Annotated in this window: 14 protein-coding genes and 1 riboswitch; of the genes, 11 read left to right on the top strand and 3 right to left on the bottom strand. The window is 58.8% G+C overall.

The features are described from left to right. Positions 1-33: 33 nt before the first annotated feature. The 6 genes from AC0L3S_RS17360 (at position 34) to AC0L3S_RS17335 (ending at position 5,338) form a co-directional block, all read left to right on the top strand. Positions 34-822 carry an ABC transporter ATP-binding protein gene (locus tag AC0L3S_RS17360; RefSeq protein ID WP_259217610.1) on the top strand — a complete coding sequence of 263 codons (789 nt, stop codon included), beginning with the start codon at positions 34-36 and terminating at the stop codon, positions 820-822. Next, on the top strand, positions 809-1,579 hold the full coding sequence (locus AC0L3S_RS17355) for an ABC transporter permease (RefSeq protein WP_259217608.1): 771 nt from the start codon (positions 809-811) through the stop codon (positions 1,577-1,579). Before AC0L3S_RS17360 ends, AC0L3S_RS17355 begins: the two co-directional genes overlap by 14 nt. A gap of 31 nt (positions 1,580-1,610) precedes the next feature. Further along, on the top strand, positions 1,611-2,633 hold the full coding sequence (locus tag AC0L3S_RS17350) for an ABC transporter substrate-binding protein (protein WP_259217606.1): 1,023 nt from the start codon (positions 1,611-1,613) through the stop codon (positions 2,631-2,633). A 50-nt stretch (positions 2,634-2,683) separates the two neighbouring features. Then, the gene (locus AC0L3S_RS17345) at positions 2,684-3,949 is read left to right on the top strand and encodes a CaiB/BaiF CoA transferase family protein (RefSeq protein ID WP_259217605.1); all 1,266 of its coding nucleotides are present in this window, start codon (positions 2,684-2,686) and stop codon (positions 3,947-3,949) included. A 55-nt stretch (positions 3,950-4,004) separates the two neighbouring features. Next, a complete protein-coding gene (locus AC0L3S_RS17340) occupies positions 4,005-4,832 on the top strand; it encodes a citryl-CoA lyase (RefSeq protein WP_259217604.1) in 828 nt (275 codons plus the stop codon). Positions 4,833-4,999: 167 nt separating this feature from the next. Continuing rightward, positions 5,000-5,338 carry an SMP-30/gluconolactonase/LRE family protein gene (locus AC0L3S_RS17335; protein WP_456652772.1) on the top strand — a complete coding sequence of 113 codons (339 nt, stop codon included), beginning with the start codon at positions 5,000-5,002 and terminating at the stop codon, positions 5,336-5,338. A gap of 920 nt (positions 5,339-6,258) precedes the next feature. Here the strand turns inward: AC0L3S_RS17335 and AC0L3S_RS17330 are convergent. Beyond that, positions 6,259-6,717, bottom strand: a complete 459-nt coding sequence (locus tag AC0L3S_RS17330; protein WP_259217603.1) for a GNAT family N-acetyltransferase — start codon at positions 6,715-6,717, stop codon at positions 6,259-6,261. 624 nt (positions 6,718-7,341) lie between these two features. Between AC0L3S_RS17330 and AC0L3S_RS17325 the strand changes: the two genes are divergently transcribed. Both AC0L3S_RS17325 and AC0L3S_RS17320 read left to right on the top strand, forming a co-directional pair. Further along, positions 7,342-8,556 (top strand): EAL domain-containing response regulator, encoded by a 1,215-nt coding sequence (locus tag AC0L3S_RS17325; protein WP_259217602.1) that lies wholly within the window; start codon positions 7,342-7,344, stop codon positions 8,554-8,556. Between the two features lie 576 nt (positions 8,557-9,132). Next, on the top strand, positions 9,133-9,336 hold the full coding sequence (locus tag AC0L3S_RS17320; protein WP_007600001.1) for a 4Fe-4S binding protein: 204 nt from the start codon (positions 9,133-9,135) through the stop codon (positions 9,334-9,336). 327 nt (positions 9,337-9,663) lie between these two features. Here the strand turns inward: AC0L3S_RS17320 and AC0L3S_RS17315 are convergent, their stop codons facing one another. Beyond that, positions 9,664-9,954 carry a hypothetical protein gene (locus AC0L3S_RS17315; RefSeq protein WP_259217599.1) on the bottom strand — a complete coding sequence of 97 codons (291 nt, stop codon included), beginning with the start codon at positions 9,952-9,954 and terminating at the stop codon, positions 9,664-9,666. A 167-nt stretch (positions 9,955-10,121) separates the two neighbouring features. Then, a riboswitch (cobalamin riboswitch) is annotated at positions 10,122-10,321 on the top strand. A gap of 99 nt (positions 10,322-10,420) precedes the next feature. Here AC0L3S_RS17315 and metE point away from each other — a divergent pair. Then, entirely contained in the window at positions 10,421-12,736 is a 2,316-nt protein-coding gene (gene metE, locus AC0L3S_RS17310) for a 5-methyltetrahydropteroyltriglutamate--homocysteine S-methyltransferase (RefSeq protein ID WP_259217598.1), read from the top strand. 820 nt (positions 12,737-13,556) lie between these two features. On the opposite strand, the gene AC0L3S_RS17305 is transcribed toward metE, so the two are convergent. Continuing rightward, complete coding sequence (locus tag AC0L3S_RS17305) at positions 13,557-14,624, bottom strand: cytochrome-c peroxidase (RefSeq protein WP_219682848.1); 1,068 nt, start codon at positions 14,622-14,624, stop codon at positions 13,557-13,559. Positions 14,625-16,410: 1,786 nt separating this feature from the next. Between AC0L3S_RS17305 and AC0L3S_RS17300 the strand changes: the two genes are divergently transcribed. Together AC0L3S_RS17300 and AC0L3S_RS17295 are read left to right on the top strand one after the other, a co-directional pair. Then, the gene (locus tag AC0L3S_RS17300) at positions 16,411-16,857 is read left to right on the top strand and encodes a hypothetical protein (protein ID WP_157158625.1); all 447 of its coding nucleotides are present in this window, start codon (positions 16,411-16,413) and stop codon (positions 16,855-16,857) included. A 201-nt stretch (positions 16,858-17,058) separates the two neighbouring features. Continuing rightward, a complete protein-coding gene (locus tag AC0L3S_RS17295; RefSeq protein WP_246648982.1) occupies positions 17,059-17,457 on the top strand; it encodes a helix-turn-helix domain-containing protein in 399 nt (132 codons plus the stop codon). The last annotated feature ends 85 nt before the right edge of the window (positions 17,458-17,542 follow it).

Here is a 17,542-nt window from a genome sequence, read left to right as displayed (position 1 = left end):
TGAGGCTTAGAACAGGTTCTGCGGAGCGAAACAATGGAAGGGCAGCCGGCACTTGCCGTCGACCTGCGCGACGTGATGATTCGCTTCGGCGACTTCACCGCCGTGAAAAGCATGAACCTCCAGGTCGGCGAAACCGAATTCGTTGCAGTGGTCGGGCCGACCGGCTGCGGAAAATCGACCATTCTCAATACTGTCACCGGACTGCTGAAGCCGGCCGCCGGCGAGGTTCGCATTTTCGGCAAATCGCTTAGGGGCCTGAACGGTCAGTCCGGCTACATGCTGCAACAGGAAGGGCTGCTGCCCTGGAAAACAGCCCAGGACAATGTCGGCCTCGGGCTGGTGTTTCAGGGAAGCTCGATCGCAAAGGCGCGCGAGCAGGCGCGGCCCTGGCTCGCCAAGGTCGGCTTGAAGGGGTTCGAGGAGCGCTATCCGCATCAATTATCCGGAGGCCAGCGCAAGCGCGTTGCCATGGCCCAGACCCTGATCATGGAGCCGAAGATCGTCCTGATGGATGAGCCTTTCTCCGCGCTGGACGTTCACACGCGCCGCCTCATGCATCGCATCCTGCTCGAGCTATGGCAGGCGGACCGGCGCTCCCTCGTCTTTATCACCCATGATCTCGATGAGGCGATCACGCTGGCGGACCGCGTCGTTGTGATGTCTGCCGGTCCTGCCAGCTGCATGGTTGGCGATGTCAGGATCACGCTGTCCCGTCCACGCGACGTCTTGGCACTCCAGACCACGGATGAATTCGTCGCGCTCTATCGTGAAATCTGGTCGCTGCTCGGCGCCGAAGTGGAGAAAAGCTATGCGCAGGGGTAAGGTTGCTCTCACGCAGTTCGCCATCGTCCTCGGTGTGATCCTGATCTGGGAACTGGGTGTGAGGGTCGGGCTGATCGATCCTTTCTTCTTTCCGGCACCATCGACGCTTGTCGCAAGAATAGGCGAGTGGATGTCAACATCGGACTTCTGGACCGATGTTGGGACAACACTGCTGGAGACGGTGCTGTCTTTCCTGGTTGGGATCGGGATCGGCACCGCGCTTGGTATCTGGCTCGGCTTAAGCCCGTTTGCGGCCGAGGTGGTCCAGCCCTTTATCAAGATGTTCAACGCGATCCCCCGCATCTTGCTAGGACCCATCTTCGTCATCTGGTTCGGATTGGGGCTCACCTCCAAGGTCGCGCTCGGGGTAACGCTGGTCCTCTTTGTCGCATTCTTCAACACGTTTCAGGGGGTCCGCGAGGTCAATCCGGTCGTGCTCGCGAATGCCCGCTTGCTGCGTGCATCGAAGTCCTCGCTGCTGCGCCACGTCTACCTGCCGTCCGCCACCACGTGGATCCTGTCGAGTCTGCGGGTATCTGTCGGCATGGCCGTGATGGGAGCGGTGGTCGCCGAATATCTCGGTTCGTCCGCAGGATTGGGGCACCTGATTGCGCAGGCCGAGGGCGTCCTTGATGCCACCGGTGTCTTCGCAGGGATCATCGTCCTCTCCGCCTTCGTCATCGCGCTCGATGCCATCGTCGACCGGGTGGAAAAGCGGCTGCTGGTCTGGCGGCCGGCACCTGCCCACGAAGTTTGATCGTAGCGCTCCCATTCTCACGGAGGTTCCCATGCACGCTTTTCCGAGACTGATGGTGGTTATCGCGGCAGCTGTATTGCCGCTCATTTCAGCGCATGCCGCCGAGCCCGAGAAGACAAAATTGAAGATCGCAGTGGGATCACAGATCCTCAACTATATGCCTCTCGAGCTTGGTGTGAAGCTCGGTTCGTTTAAGGACCAGGGCCTTGAGGTGACCGTCGAAAACTTCCAGGCCGGTGGTTCGAAGGCTTTGCAGGCGCTGGTCGGCGGTTCGGTGGACGGGACAGTCGGCTTTTACGATCACACCATTCAGATGCAGGCGCAGGGCAAACAGATTTCCTGCGTGTTCCTGCTCAATGACATTCCCGGCGTGTTGCTCGGTATCCGCAGCGGCCTCGCTGACAAGGTCAAGTCCGGTGCCGACCTGAAGGGCCTCAAGCTCGGGATCACGGCGCCGGGGTCATCGACCGACACCATGGCGCGCTACTACATCAAGAAATCTGGGTTGGGTCCGCGCGACGTGAACATTATCGCGGTCGGCAGCGGGGCACCCGGTATGGTGGCACTCGAGGCCAGGAATATCGACGCGCTCGTCTATTTCGACCCGATTGCGACCCTTCTCGCGCGCAAAAAGAGTGCGACGCCGCTGTTCGACGCGCGCACACTCGAAGGCTCAAAACAGGCCTTTGGCGGAATCTATCCGACCGCCTGTCTCTACCTGCAGCAGACTTTCATCGACAAAAATCCAGAAACGGTCCAGCGCCTCGTCAACGCCTTGCTCAAAACCCACCGCTGGATCAACACGGCGTCGACGGAACAACTCGTCGACGCGATGCCTCCTGCATACAAGACCGACAATCGCGAGGTGAACATCGAGATCATGAACGCGTCGAAAGCGCTGTTCTCGCCAACAGGTCAGATGGACATCGAGGCGGCCAAGATCCCGCTGGCTGTCCTAGGCGACTTTGATCCGAAGATCGCAGCCGCAAAGATCGACCTGATCAAGACCTTCACGAATCGATTCGCGGAACGTGCTGCGCAGCAACTGAAATAAGTTGCGTACTAAGCGCTCGCTATCGGATCACCTACAAGAAGGCTCTTCAGATGTCTCTGCCGCTAACCGGTATCCGCGTTCTCGACCTGTCAAACGTGTTGGCGGGTCCGTTCTGCGGTTACCATCTTGCGCGCCTTGGCGCGGAGGTCATTAAGGTGGAAAATCCGAACGGCGGCGACCTGGCGCGGCGCCTCGGCGCGGATCCGCAAAGAGCGGAGCGCCTGCAGGGACTCTCGTTTGTCGCTGTGAACGCCGGCAAGCAATCGATTGCACTGGACCTGAAATCGGAAGCGGGCCGCGAGGTGTTCTTGCGACTGGTCAAGGAAGCCGACGTGGTGCTCGAAAACTTCCGGCCGAAGGTGATGGAACGCCTTGGCCTCGGCTTTGATGTGCTTGTCAGGCTGAACCCGCGTCTGGTCTACTGCGCGATCTCCGGCTTTGGGCAGAGCGGACCGTGGTCCGCCCGTCCGGCCTATGACCAGATCGTCCAGGGTCTCTCCGGAGCCATGAGCGTCACCGGCGATATAGCCTCGGCTCCCCTGCGCACGGGCTTTCCGATCTCGGACACGATTGCGGGACTGACTGCTGCGTTTGCTATCGCCGCGGCTCTGGTCGACCAGCGGCATAGGCAACGGGGTCGGTTCATCGACGTGTCCCTGCTCGAGGCCACCATTGCGGCGATGGGATGGGTCGTCTCCAACCACCTGAACGCCGGGATCGAGCCGCAGCCCATCGGCAACGAGAACTTTACCGCGGCTCCCTCCGGCACGTTCCGCACCGCAACGGGCCCGCTGAACATTTCCGCCAACGAGCAGAAGCAGTATCAAGCCCTATGCGACCTGATCGACCGACCGGACCTGAAGACGGATCCACGCTTTGCTGGACGCGAGATGCGCAAGGTGAACCGCGCTACGCTGAGCGCGGAGTTGAACAAGGCATTGAGTTGCAAGCCCGCTGAGGAATGGGAGGCCCAAATGAACTTGGCTGGTGTCCCTGCCGGCCGTGTGCTGACGGTCTCGCAAGTGTTGCAGCAGCCACAGGTCGTTGAGCGCGGATTCATCGAGACTTTGGCGCCAGAACAAGACGATGCGCAGCCGTTACGAATCACGCGGCCGGGGTTCCGGCTGGATGAGGAGTTTTCGGTGCCTTCACCACCTGCGACGCTCGGAGCAGACACTGAGCGATGGCTGCAGCGGCTCGGCTATTCGTATGCGGAGGTTGAGCAACTAGTCTCAAGCCGAGCCGTCGGGAGGCCAAAGCAAGGAGAGGCTGATTTCCTGCCCGTCCGCGCAGCCACGGACGGACCGATATCATGACATCCGACGGCTTGCGTCGGTTGGCAATCGGCAGGTTGAAAGGACGGAAGCGGAAATGAGCGAAGAAGAACTGAGACAGCAAGCGGCCAGTTGGTGGCGAACCTCCATTTGCGATATCGCGCCAGGTCGCATCGCCTATCGGGGTTATCCAATTGAAGATTTGATAGGCCGCGTTTCTTTTCCCGCCATGATTTGGCTGATGTTACGTGGCAATCTGCCGACGCCAGCACAGGAGCAGCTGCTGCAAGCTGCGCTGGTTGGATCCGTTGACCACGGTCCGCACGCGCCCTCCATTGCAATTGCCCAAATGGCGGTGAGCTGCGGCCTGCCCCTGAATGGCGCAATGGCCTCGGCAATCAACACGCTCGATGACGTGCATGGCGGAGCAGGGGAGCAGGCTATCGAACTCTACGAGGATGTGCTGCGACGGCGCCAAGGGCGAGAGATCGAGCAGGCCGCTGGCGCTGCAATCGACCATTTCACCGCAACCCGCAGCAAATATCTGCCGGGCTTTGGCCATCGGTTTCATCCAGTCGACCCGCGCGCGGCCCCGCTATTGGCGCTGGTGGATGCCGCAGCTGACGAGGGCAGTGTCGGCGGCGATTATGCCAAGGCCGCTCGCGCGATCGAGCGGGTGATGCAACAGCGCAAGAGCAAGCTCATTCCGATGAACATCGATGGCGCGACCGCGGTCATTTACGGCGAACTGGGCTTCGCCTCTCCGCTCGCGCGGGGGGTCTTCTGCTTGTCGCGCGCGGTCGGAATCCTGGCTCACGCCTGGGAGCAAACTGGGCGCAACGATCGCAACAAGGGCCCGATGCCCAAGCAGTTCGGCTACAAATACGAGGGCCAGCCGCGTCGCAGGCTCGAAGGCGCATCATGAGCATCTCGAAAACCCGCCCAAGCTGATGGAGGTTAGCGTGTTCTCGTCGATGCCGGCGGAGTTTCGTCGCCCGGCTGTTTCTTCGGAATGGGCAGACGCGAACCGCGGGGCATATCCAGTAGATTGTTTCATCGAGGGACCGTCGTTCGACCAGTCCGGGAATCTCTATGTCGTCGACATCCCCTTCGGCTGCATTTCCGGATTTCACCGGAGGGCGTCTGGTCTTTGATCATCGAATACGACGGCTGGCCGAACGTCTGAAGGTTGCTCCGGACGGCCGGCTGCTCGTGTCCGACTATATCAACGGTCTCCTGGAGCTCGATCCACAGAGAGGGACCATCCGACCGTTGCTGGGCCACCGCAATTCCGAGTCCTTCAGAGGCTGCAACGACCTGCATATCGCGACCAAAGGCGACATCTATTTCACCGATCAGGGCCAGACTGGATTGCACGATCGGACCGGCCGGGTATTTCGACTTTGCCCTGACGGCCGGATCATTGCTTGATTTCTAATGGCCCGGGCCCGAATGGCCTGATCAGTTCGGACGAGACCGTATTGTTCGTTGCAATGACGCGCGACAATAGCATCTGGCATGTACCGCTGATGCGTGATGGCGTGGGGAAAGTCGGACGATTCAGCTGGTTCTTCGCGACGAGCGGTCCTGACGGACTGACGGTCGATCAAAAAAGGGCGGCTCTTTGTCGCGCATGATTCCCTCGGCCCACGTTTTCGTATTGGCGCCAAACGGCGAAGCGGTCCGCTTGCATCCAGTCCTGCGCATGGGGGAGCTGCACGAATGTCGTATTGGACGCGGCACTCGGCACATTGCTCATTACGGAATCCTCTACCGGATCAGTGTGATGGCTGATCTCGCGCACCTTCCTCGAAATTCGCCAGCAGGAGTGGCAAGGTGGTGCGGAATCCTTTCACGCGCCGGTCCGCCGCACCAAGATGCAGGAAATGAGACTGGTAGACGACTGGCTGGCCAGTTGCCGAGAGAATGTAATTGGTGACGAATGGATGGCGTTTGTGTGGGTGATCTCAAGCCAGAGCCAGTAAATCGCACTGCATGGGAAGCGCAAACGAACGATTCGTAAGGCTGGGTCGGGCTTCGCCCGCGACGGGCCGCAGCCGACCTGTCGCCTTTTGGTCGGGCGGGTCGCGGTATCGCTTCCCACAATGCAGAATGATTGATCGCTGATATTTTTGAACGTTCTCGCCAAGAAGGCCGAAGAGGTAACCGCTCGCGGTGGGAGTCAGCACCGCATCAGCGTCAAAGGTTCTCGATCATGCTGGGCCGCGACGCACGCGTGAAGCGTTCGTTTTGAGAAGCAACAAGCCCAGGATTGACTGCGTGAAGGACTTTACCGATAGCACGCTAGCCCAGGAGCGCTTTAAGTGTGTGGCGCAGAGGTCGTACCACTGTCAGAGCCTCTTGCGCGCGCGCAATCCTCCAACCCGATATCCCCTCTCCTCGTAGAAGTGGCGTACCCGTTCTAGGGCCGGATAGCCATCCGGAGGCAACGCAACCTCAATCATCTGCCAGCCGCGTCGCTTCGCCTCCGAATCTACCGCCTCGAGCAGATGCCGACCGCAGTCAGAGCTGCGGAAGTCACGAGAAATCCATAGCTCCTGAAGCACGCCGTACGCTCCGGCTGCTCTCACGGCCTGTACGGCCGAGATGCTAGCTACCCCTACAATCTGCCCGGTGCCTTGTTCCTCGACGACAAAAATGAAGCCCTGCCCGGGATCCTGAATCAGGCGCAACGCCGCCTGCTTCGCGCCTCGAAGGCTGAACTCCGGTCCGAGGCCACCTAACTCGGAAAGTAGCTCTTCGACCGCTTTTGCGACCGCGTTCTCATCTCCTGGCACGCTCTTGCGCAAAGCCGTGCCCGCGCTGGACGTGCCTCGCCCTTCAGCGCCAACACGAACACCTGACCGAGCCCTCTAGAGGAAATTCATGCTCAGGAGGATACAGAAAACGCAATTGAGAGCAACTATCTGGCTCGGTAGGAAGCAGCACGTCCACACTCGCTATAGGCAACAGAGCTGAGGTAATTGCAAGCCATTGCCGTTCTCAGAATCGACTGCGGCTTGAGCAGCTGCGAACTCATGATGGGCTGCCTTCGATTGGAAAACAATCACCAAACGGCACACGCCGGTCATGTCGATCAAACGTTCGTAAGAGTGATTGCCGATCGTCGCTCACGAACTACTCTATTCAATAAATCGTGCGCCACGATGATCGCAGCGCCATAGAGCGTCAGCTCGGTCCGTCCGAAGGAGAGATTCCCACCTCGCGTACGACATCGTACAAAGTTGCGCGAAGCGCGACAGGTATCATACGCGTGCGCCCGATAAAATCGTCTGAGCAAGATCGCGAAAGATTTTGCACACTAATGCACTATCTTAAGCTTATCTCGAACAATCGAAAGATATCGGGAAGCACAGCTTGTTTGGACCTTCGCTCCTCGTTTAAGGCACCGTCACGGAACGGGAGTGGTTGCGATGGAACATGGGCAGGCCGAACTGGTCAGACGGAAACCTGTAATCTTCGGGCAACGTAAGGTGCGGCCGCGGGCATGCCTGGCCGTCGGCAAGCGGCATCTGCGCGCCTTTCTACGGGATGTGCTGGAGGATATGGGATTTGTTATCAGCGAATGCAGGACTGCTGATGAGTTGCCGCATGTACTCCGCACGGAGTTCCCTGATCTGATCCTGCTCGGCATTGGCTCGGACCGCATCGAGCCTGGACGATTGCTCGAGATACTGGTGCGCGAAGAATTTGCAGGCCGAGTGCTGGCGTTCGGAGCGCGCGAGTCGATCATCATGGCGGCAGTGCAGCAGGTCGGCAGTGAATATGGACTTGCTATGCTGCCGCCGCTCAGGGCGCCGTTTGCAGCCGAGACGTTGCGCGATCGGATCGGCATGCTCTTGCCAAGAGAGCCGGCGCCCCGTCCCGCGGTCCATGTCGGAGAAGCCTTACACGCTGGCTGGCTTGAGCTCTGGTATGAGCCGAAGTTTGACGCGTGTACCCTTAGCCGCCGCGGCGCCGAGGCGCATGTGCGAATGCGGCACCCGACCTGGGGCGTTGTTCCACCGGCCTATTTCATCCCGGAACCTCACGATCCGCATTTTAGGAACTTGTCGCAGTTCGTGATCGACCGCGCGATCAAGGATTGGCAGTATCTTCTGGAGCAGCAAACTTCGATCGATCTCTCCATCAATCTCCCGGCAGCATTCCTGATTGACCCGCAGGCAGTACGCGATCTCTGTCGGCGCATGCCGTCGCACGCCGCTTTCGGCGGTTTGACGATTGAAATCGAGAGCGTGGAAGCGATCCAGAACCTAGATCTCCTGGTCGAGGTTGCGCGTGAGGTTCGCTTTCACAACATTGGCCTTGCAATCGACAATGTCGGTGCCAATTGGCCGCAGCTGATGGGGAGGACAAAATTCCCGTTCATGAAATTGAAAGTGGATCGTCAGTTCGTCGGCGGCTGCGCGAATGGGCCCCTCAAGCGAACGGTGTGCCGCCATATCGTCGATCTAGCCAAAGAGTACAATGTGCGCACCGTCGCCGAAGGTGTGGAGAGCCAGGCTGACCTAATTGCCGTGGCCGAACTCGGCTTCGACCTTGCGCAGGGCCATCTGTTCGGAAAAGCCATGCCACTGAAGCAATTTGCACAGTCATCTTTCAACCCTGCTCCAGCTGGTCTAAAATAGTTGCGAGTGGCTGAGTGCGGCCAAGCGACGCTCACGAGCACCGCCATGCCTACTCGGCACCAGGCATGAGGCTGAGTGCAATTCGGTCTGCAAGGCCAGTGTCGCTCGTCCCGCCGCCACTTCATTTCCCTCCGAAGCTTGTTATACCACAAGCCCGTTTTGGCAAGCCTCCAGCGAGTCCTCCGCGCAGCTAGCGTTGCAGCCATGAGCGAGGCTTGCACAAACCTCCAGTCGGGGTGTGTGACCGGAGGTTTGCCGAGATCCAACGTAGACCTGCGTCCGTTGGCGGTTTTTGCCGTCGCCGGTTGAGGAAGCGTCAGCCTCGCTTGCCCCCGCGCTGACGTGCCAAACAAACCGACGGACGCTTCCAGCGTCAAGTCGCGACTGACTCTCGCAAGAGGGCCCGAGGGCTCGTAGCCTGAAATTGAAGCGACCTGTTGCTGTCGCAGATGCAACATGGTCTCAGACCCGGGACAGCCGAATTGGGCAAATTGCCCAACATTGAGCGCGTCTGCGTTTGGCACGGCATTTGAAAGGGATCGCCCATGGCATCGCTCGCCTAAGGAGTCGGAAGGCATGGCTTACAAGATCGTCGCTTCGCAATGCACCGTTTGTGGCGCATGTGAGTTCGAGTGTCCCAACGCGGCGATCAGTCTGAAGCGCGACATTTACGTTATCGATGCCAAAAAATGTACGGAGTGCGAGGGCCATTGCGACACGCCGCAATGCGCGGTGGTCTGTCCGGTCCCTGACACCTGTGTCCCGTCCAAGACAGGATAGGCAGCCCGCGACCAAAAGGCCTCATCGCTCGATTTCGCGAACGAAGTTGTAGATGTGGGACCTTGAGGAGACCACGACCGCATGGGGCGCATCGAGGTCGATTAACATCGTTATGAGCTTAAGGCGCTGAGCGACTCCGAGGAACCCCTCAAAGGGCTCTGTCGGAGGACACCGTCGAATTTGTCACGAACAAGGACAAGGCCCTCGATGCTCAGTGGCCGCGTTAAGGCCTATCGTCGCTCGCCGCGAGTCGAGGCGAGGCAGACCGGCGTCGAGCGGCCACCGACGCATCGAAGCCGACGCAAAAGTCGCTCAGCACGTGAACACCTAGTGCACCGAGAAGATCATCTTGGCCAACCTCACGGAGCGGTCGACCTCGTGCCTGGTCGCGGGCCCGCCGAACACCAAGGAGCCGACCTGATCATCCGTGCGGTCCTGGAGCAATCCGGCTTTCGAAATTTTTAGGGAGCCTCGTGGGCTGTGACCAAACGGATGCCGGCCGAGGATGATCGCACCTTCCTGACGCGCAGGTTCGAAAAGCTGCTGACGGAAGGTCGCCTCCTCGCGATCACACAGATACCGAAAGCGGCCCGGGTTCGTTCCGGTGGTGGAGCTCAACCGTTACGCGAGCAGGGAGCGAATGCATTTCACAAGCGGAGCCTCCACGGATCAGGGCGTGTTCACCAGGCCGCGAGCAAGACCGTCGTACCCGCCTAGTGCGCTCGTAATCGCTTGGGCAATGTCGCAGCGAGAATCGGTAGGTTGACGCATCGATCCTCGTGCGCATAATTTCAAGCCGTCGCGGTCTCCGGATTTCGTTTGATCCGGAGCTAAGAGGGAAGCCGGTGCAATGCCGGCGCTGCCCCCGCAACTGTAAGCGGCGAGCCGCTGTCCAACGAAGTCACTGAAGCCATGCGGCTTCGGGAAGGCCGGACAGCAGCGACGACCCGTGAGCCAGGAGACCTGCCTCGACAAGATATCGTCCACGGGCGGGGCGTCCCGGTGTGCGCCAAGCAGTTGTCGCTCACGCGATGTTCGCTGTCTGCGTCCGCCATGGCCTTTGCCCCAACATGGGGTCTAAGCTATGTCAATCCTTTCGCTTCCCGTTGCCACACTGGGGACGTCACGCATCGGCCCACGACGCGAACTCAAATTCGCACTCGAGAGCTACTGGGCGGGAAAATCCAGCGAAGCCGAGCTCCTCGAGGCGGGGAGTGGACTTCGTGCCGCTAATTGGGCACGGCAGAAATCCCGCGGTGCGACCGTCATTCCTTCGAATGACTTCTCGCTCTACGACCATGTGCTCGATACCAGCCTAATGGTTGGCGCCATTCCCGACGTTTACGGCTGGAACGAAGGTCCTGTGTCGCTTAAAACCTACTTCACCATGGCGCGTGGCGCTCAAGACGGTGGTCACGCTCAGCATGGGCCCGGCGTAGCCGCACAGGAGATGACGAAGTGGTTCGATACGAACTACCACTACATGGTGCCGGAATTTCACCAGGATCAGATCTTTAAGTATGCCTCTCGGAAGCCGATCGAGGAATATGAGGAGGCAAGAAGCCTCGGTTATCAGACGCGGCCCGTCCTAGTGGGCCCAGTCACTTTCCTGAAGCTCGGCAAAAGCGTAAATCCCGCATTCAATCCGCTGTCGCTGCTTGATCGACTCCTCCCCGTCTATGTCGATGTTCTCCGCGAACTAGCCTCGCGCGGCGCTGAATGGGTTCAGCTCGACGAGCCATGCCTAGTGATGGACGTCGACGAAGCATCTCGGGCCGCTGTCCGCCGGGCCTATGCTCATTTCGCTAAGGCCGTGCCGGCCCTTAAAATCATGGTGGCCACATACTTCGGGGGTGTCGGCGACAATCTTGAAACAGTCTTGGCCTTGCCCGTTGCCGGGGTTCATGTCGACCTGGTTCGTGCACCTGACCAGTTGGACGCGATTGTCGCCAGAGCAGGTAGAGATCTCGTGGTCTCGCTCGGTGTCGTTGATGGTCGCAACGTGTGGCGCTCTAATCTGCCGGCGCTACTCGACCAACTTGCTCCTATGGTCAAAAAACTGGGCAGGGACCGTGTTCAGATTGCCCCCTCCTGCTCGCTGCTTCATGTTCCGACCGACATTGAACTAGAGATCGATCTCGATCCCAATCTGAAGACGTGGTTGGCGTTCTCAGTGCAGAAGATCAAGGAACTTTCGATATTGGGCAAAGCGCTGGCTGGCCATGCTGCCGACGTGACCGATGAACTCACGCTCTCAGAGGATGCATCCGTCACCCGCGAAACATCGCCGAAGATCCACAGTGCGAACGTCGCCGGACGAATGGCCGCGATCGACGATAGCATGCGTCGCCGTCGCAGTGCGTTCACCCAGCGCGCCGACGTCCAGCGCGTCGCCTTCGCATTGCCGATGTTTCCAACCACAACCATCGGATCCTTTCCGCAAACGGCGGACGTCCGCAATGCGCGTGCAGCTCATGCGCGGGGAGCGCTGAATGACACGCAGTACGAGCAGCTTCTGAAAGCGGAGACAGCCCATACCGTGCATTGGCAGGAAGATATCGGCCTGGACGTGCTCGTACACGGTGAGTTCGAGCGCAATGACATGGTTCAATACTTTGGCGAGCAGCTGTTGGGTTTCGCATTCACCAAGCACGGCTGGGTTCAGTCTTATGGCTCGCGGTGCGTTCGTCCTCCTATCCTGTTTGGAGATGTCTCCCGCCCGAAGCCCATGACCGTTAAATGGTGGCGACATGCGCAGTCTCTGACCAAAAAACCCGTCAAGGCTATGCTGACCGGACCGGTGACGATCCTGAACTGGTCGTTTGTCCGTGACGACATCCCGCGGAGCGAGACATGCCGACAGATCGCTCTCGCGATCCGAGACGAGGTCATCGACCTTGAGGCGGCTGGAGCGACCATGATCCAGATCGACGAGGCTGCGTTGCGGGAGGGATTGCCACTGCGCAAATCGCAGTGGAAGGACTATCTAGATTGGGCAGTGGACAGTTTCCGTGTTTGCTCCTCCGCTGTCGCTGACGGAACTCAGATCCATACGCACATGTGCTATTCCGAGTTCAACGAAATCATCGATGCGATCGCAGCAATGGATGCCGACGTCATTTCAATCGAGGCGTCGCGCTCCAAAATGGAATTGCTCGACGCTTTCAAGAGCTACAAATATCCTAATGAAATCGGGCCGGGCGTCTATGACATTCATTCACCGCGCATTCCCGCAGCAGCCGAGATCAAGCAGCTGATTGTGTTGGCGCGGCAGCGGGTTTCCGATCGGCAGCTCTGGATCAATCCCGACTGCGGACTGAAAACTCGAAGATGGGAGGAGGTGCGTCCCGCGCTCGTCAATATGGTGGCCGCCGCACGCGAGTTGCGGGCCGAGGCATGATCGTACGGAGCGTGTCGCCAACCTATCTGTGAATAAGATGAACGCGCTTTGGGAGCTCGCGATAACCTTGCGAGCTTCCAAAGTTTCCAGCGCCTACGAATGCCGGTTTGCCCCGGCGGAGGCGATCGCATACAGCGGCGACAAGCTCGAATCCGGCGGACGACCGCATGCCGGCCATACCGATTAGGTGACATATTCCCAGTCACTTGCGCTCGACGCGAACCACGATCCTATCGCTTCATTTATCCATCCCATGGATGCGTCCCATCACAACAATCTATTTTACCGCCCTTGCGGAATTTCATACCTAATTTGCGCCTTCGCGCGGTCTTCGGGAAGATTTGCTGGTATTCGGCGGTGCCAAAATACTGGCGCGTGACGGCAAACTGACGGTTGAGTTTCAGGGCTCGGCAGTCAAACCGCCTGCGCGATGGATCCCAGCTCCGTCAAGGCGCTGCCCGTGCCAACCGGACAGCTGGCAAGTGGTGAGCAAGTCCTGAAGTTTACGACAGGAGCGGAAGGCAAGCGGCTCGCTAACTTGTGCAGAGCGATATCCGCTTCTTGTTGTTTGACGGCGAGTGCCCTCGTCGTAAGTCGATCGCCGGTAGTCCTCCCTACCGACGAAAGCTGGAACGATGCGGAAAGCAGCGTCGCTCCCGCGTGACTTTCGCCCGGCCTCGCATTGAGGCCGGGCGGCTTTTTATGTGCCTGCTTATCAGTGACAGCAGGGGATCATTCATTTTGGCGTCATTGCGGGACCCCGGGTTCTTGGAGCGCATCTGTTGCTGTTCGGCAGGGCATGAGGCCGGTGCTGCTAAGGCTATCTGTCTATTGAAGGCTTTGGTGTCGTGTTGGTGCGCGTCGGCAGTATCGGATATTCGATCTTAGGCAGCCGACCGGTCAGCGAATTCAGAAATGAGATAATGTCGTTTTCCTCTCTATCGCTAAGCTTGGTGCCGAGCTGGATTTCACTCATCAGGGCAACAGCTTGCTTCAGGCTCCAAACCTGTCCCGAATGAAAGTAAGGGGCTCGCAACGCGACGTTTCGCAATGGCGCCGCGCGGAAGACATATTCGTCGCCGACCGCCCTGGTGACCGCAAACCGGCCCTTATCGGCGTCCGGAAGCACGCTTGCGTCCGGCTTTTTCATCACGCCGAACGGGAAGTAGGCCTGTCCACCGAGATTGATACCATTGTGGCAAGAGGAACATCCCTTCGCCATAAACAGTGCCAACCCTGACTTCTGCTGATCATCGAGGGCATGTGTATTGCCCTCCAGATACTGATCGAATGGAGCCGCAGGTGTAATGAGAGTCGCTTCAAAAGCCTCGATCGCCTTCGCAAAATTTTCAAAGGTGACCGGCCTCGCTTCGTTCGGAAAAGCGTTCTTGAACAAGACGACATAGCCGGGCATTGAGTTCAAGATACCGAGCACATGATCTGGAGTCGCATTCATTTCGGCACTCGCCTGCACCGGGCCGGTGGCCTGCGCCTTGAGGTCCGCGGCGCGTCCGTCCCAAAATTGCGCCGCATTGAACACTGCGTTGTAGACAGTTGGGGCCCGGCGCAGGCCGACCTTCCAGCCGTGACCAACGGAGGTCGGACCGGCATCGACTCCGCCGGTGCCGAGATTGTGGCACGTATTGCAGCTAATGACCCCGCTCGCCGATAGCCGCGGATCGAAGAACAGCATCTTGCCAAGCTCCACCTTTCCATGCGTCACCGGATTGTTTTTTACCGCAGGAATGACCGAGGGGATTGGATGGAAGATCTGCTTGGCGTTTCTCATCAGATCATCGTCGGCGTTAGCTCCTGACGACATCAGCAGCCCAATAGCTAAAATAGATGCTTCAGCGACAACCCGAAGCTCCGGGATCGACATGTTCATACACCGCCTCATTAGTTCTGATTGTTAGAAAAGGAAACAGTCGAAAGCGATGCCACGCGCTCCTCGAGGGTCCGGCGCAGCATGCAGCGGATCCTCTGAAGCGAGGCTGCATCAAAAATGTACGACTCTGAGGAGCTCGCCGCCGGCGTTCACGCACGGGCTTGAGGGGCTTATGTGATTCGCGAGTTCGCTTTGAGCTTAGATCGCGGCCTTTCTGTTGGTCGATCAGACTAGCGCCTCAACGTTCGGCGTGAAGGTCGATCTGACAACAACAAGTGTGCCGCAAGCAGTAAGCTGTCCGGTGGCCGCATCGGTGCTCCATCGAGCGATTGGGTGGCCAATACGCTCCCGCAAAGTTGATGTATCCGTCTTGCACCGCTGGCCGCGCTCAGCGCTCACGGTGTGGTTGGACAATTAGCAACTGCGATGCCAGTTGCGTCCGAGATGCAAGTTGCTGATTTAGTTGTAGAACGGGTCCGGAGGAACAAACAAAGGCGGATGTCTTGGTTTGATCACTACATTCAGTGTCACAGATGCTACAAGGCGCCAGGCCCGGCTAGAGGTGATCGCAGATGCTTGTGGTGAAGTTCGCTTGCCAGCTTGCCGGCCGCACGCGGGAACGGCGGTAACAAGACCTACGCAGCTGGCCGAGACACTGAGCCGAGGCGCCCGGCGGTGCGCATCGTTCACGATTTCGCCGAGCCCTGCCGACTGAAGCCTCTCCGACTCATATCCGGGCCGCTCTGGCGCGCCGCCGCCGCGAAGCCCGGCTCGTTCGTAAAGGACGAGCCTCCGAACCGAACATGGCTTGTTTCAATTCCACCTGAGGTTCGCTGGCATGGCAATTGCCGTGCTCAAGTCTGAAAGGCGCGGCTGCCCAGAGTGTGACCCCGTGATCCGGCGGGTGTTGGTTGGATTACCTAGTCGGCCCACTCACGGGCTGCTGCTAGCTTTTGAAATCCTGCGCGGTGAGGGCAGAATAAGCTGAACTTCTGCAGGAGCAACCGCTACTTCGTGCTCTTGCGTTGAAAGACGCCGATACAAGAGGACACGCTGGGAGGAGATCGTGACATCATGTCCGCAGATGGCCCAAGTCCTGAGATCTATCGGCGGCTTAGCGAGGAAGGACGTGATTGAGCACTTGTCCATGGCTGGTTCAAGTTGGATACGGTATCCGTGATGGCTTCGATTGACGATCGCTTGAATGAGATCAGATCCGTACGGAATGACATTTGGCGTTGTCGCAGAAGGCTTCAAAGCGAGCTAGATGATCTCCAGCGTAAGATGCTCGAAGAGCGTCTGCTTGAGCGGCAGTCTGCCTTTGAACGGCTCGTCTCGGCCACGTTTCCTTTTACATTGAGATTGTGAAGCAAAATTTTGGGACCTGTGCCGCGGGAGCATTCCGCGTTAAATAGCGTCCGCTCACAGAGCGCCTGCGCCTGGGTCAGGAATGTAGCGCCCCGGCGCCGCGGGCCGTCGCGCCTCTCATGGCCGCCGCCGACCTGAAAAGCTCGGCCCATAGCCTTGGTTCACCGACGTGCTGCCCGCTGCGCACCGACATTGAAATCGTTCCGGCCCCATCCAAGGGCACTGCGTCGCCTCGCTTCTGCGACACCGCAGTCACCTGAGTAACGTTGATCCGGCAGAGCGATCGAAGGAGCTTGAATCGCCCGTAGCGTCAGATTGTACAGAGCAGGGAACGATTTTTCAGATCAGGTGCAGTCGAATGATAAGACCCGCTCTCGCTTTTGTACTATGTTCCGCTCTCGAGTGGATCGGGCTAGGCATGGGGGCGGTTGCGGAAACAAGGCGGTACGCGTGCACGATCACTGCCGCCGATCGAGAGCCGGCCGGAGTTCGGAATGAGCGGATTATTCTCACCGTTCAATATGGCTGCCGGATCGAAGGTGGTCTCTTGACCGACGCGGGGATCACAGCAGTGTCGGTCAGCGAGTGGGCTGCTGACAAAGGGACATACTTGGCCTCCATGGAATTTCACCACGCGCTGGAGGGAGTTGCACTTGGGCAACTCTCCGAGGCGACCGACTTCTCTAGCATGGAAGGCGAGCAAGGCATTGGGGTCGCAACTTCCGGCACGACAGTTTTCACATTCGCATCTGGTTCATTGGCCGACCTTTCAGGGAAGACTCTTAAATTCACGACAAAACCCACCGGCCTACGTAGCTTCGAGTTGGAGTTCACAGACTGGCCAGAATCTCTTCTATGGAAGTGACGCGTGTCTTACGCTGAATTCCGCAGGCGCGTGCACACGAATACTGTCCATACTCTTAAGCACACACATATGTGGTCCCCGGCCGATATATGCCGTCCCCCAAGACGAGCACACCCGCAACAGGTTAAGCCAAGACTCCGAAGGCACTCGAGCGCGTAGAGCGTTCAAATTGACCTTCACGCGGTCCGATCAGCAGCTCTTTTGGCCGCCGATCCGCATATGGGACGATCTGGCCTCGCATGGCAGCGCCTGCGCGACGCGGAAGCTATCAACACGGAACAAACGCAGCCCGATCATGAGCACGAGGAAGAAGTTGCCCGCCAACCGCCTCCCGAACGCGGACGAGTACCAACTCAAGGCAGCCCTCATTGTACACTGAAGCGGTTGATGGCGGAGCGGGAGATCACTCAGACCGAAGCCGCGAAGCTCGTCGGCGTGAAGCAGCCCAACATCTCCAAGCTGCTTCAAGGGCAGTTCAAGTTGGTTTCCGTGGAGAAGCTGCTGCGCATGCTGGCGGCGTTCGATCAGGACGTCGAAATAAAGATAAAGCCACATCGGAAGCGTGGCGAAGGGGGCCGGATCACGTTTATTCGGGCCTAAGAGCTGCCGAAATGGAGGGTTCATGACACCTAACCCGACGGCGGCAAAAGGGCCCATGAACTCACCCTGCAGTGCCCAATCTGCA

It is taken from the genome of Bradyrhizobium sp. Ken01 (assembly GCF_055807355.1).
This window is presented reverse-complemented; position numbering and strand designations above follow the sequence as displayed.

Coding starts and splice junctions, on each gene's coding strand:
- AC0L3S_RS17360 (WP_259217610.1), top strand. CDS start 34: ATGGAAGGGCAGCCGGCACTTGCCGTCGACCTGCGCGACGTGATGATT.
- AC0L3S_RS17355 (WP_259217608.1), top strand. CDS start 809: ATGCGCAGGGGTAAGGTTGCTCTCACGCAGTTCGCCATCGTCCTCGGT.
- AC0L3S_RS17350 (WP_259217606.1), top strand. CDS start 1,611: ATGCACGCTTTTCCGAGACTGATGGTGGTTATCGCGGCAGCTGTATTG.
- AC0L3S_RS17345 (WP_259217605.1), top strand. CDS start 2,684: ATGTCTCTGCCGCTAACCGGTATCCGCGTTCTCGACCTGTCAAACGTG.
- AC0L3S_RS17340 (WP_259217604.1), top strand. CDS start 4,005: ATGAGCGAAGAAGAACTGAGACAGCAAGCGGCCAGTTGGTGGCGAACC.
- AC0L3S_RS17335 (WP_456652772.1), top strand. CDS start 5,000: ATGTCGTCGACATCCCCTTCGGCTGCATTTCCGGATTTCACCGGAGGG.
- AC0L3S_RS17325 (WP_259217602.1), top strand. CDS start 7,342: ATGGAACATGGGCAGGCCGAACTGGTCAGACGGAAACCTGTAATCTTC.
- AC0L3S_RS17320 (WP_007600001.1), top strand. CDS start 9,133: ATGGCTTACAAGATCGTCGCTTCGCAATGCACCGTTTGTGGCGCATGT.
- metE (WP_259217598.1), top strand. CDS start 10,421: ATGTCAATCCTTTCGCTTCCCGTTGCCACACTGGGGACGTCACGCATC.
- AC0L3S_RS17305 (WP_219682848.1), bottom strand. CDS start 14,624: ATGAACATGTCGATCCCGGAGCTTCGGGTTGTCGCTGAAGCATCTATT.
- AC0L3S_RS17300 (WP_157158625.1), top strand. CDS start 16,411: ATGGGGGCGGTTGCGGAAACAAGGCGGTACGCGTGCACGATCACTGCC.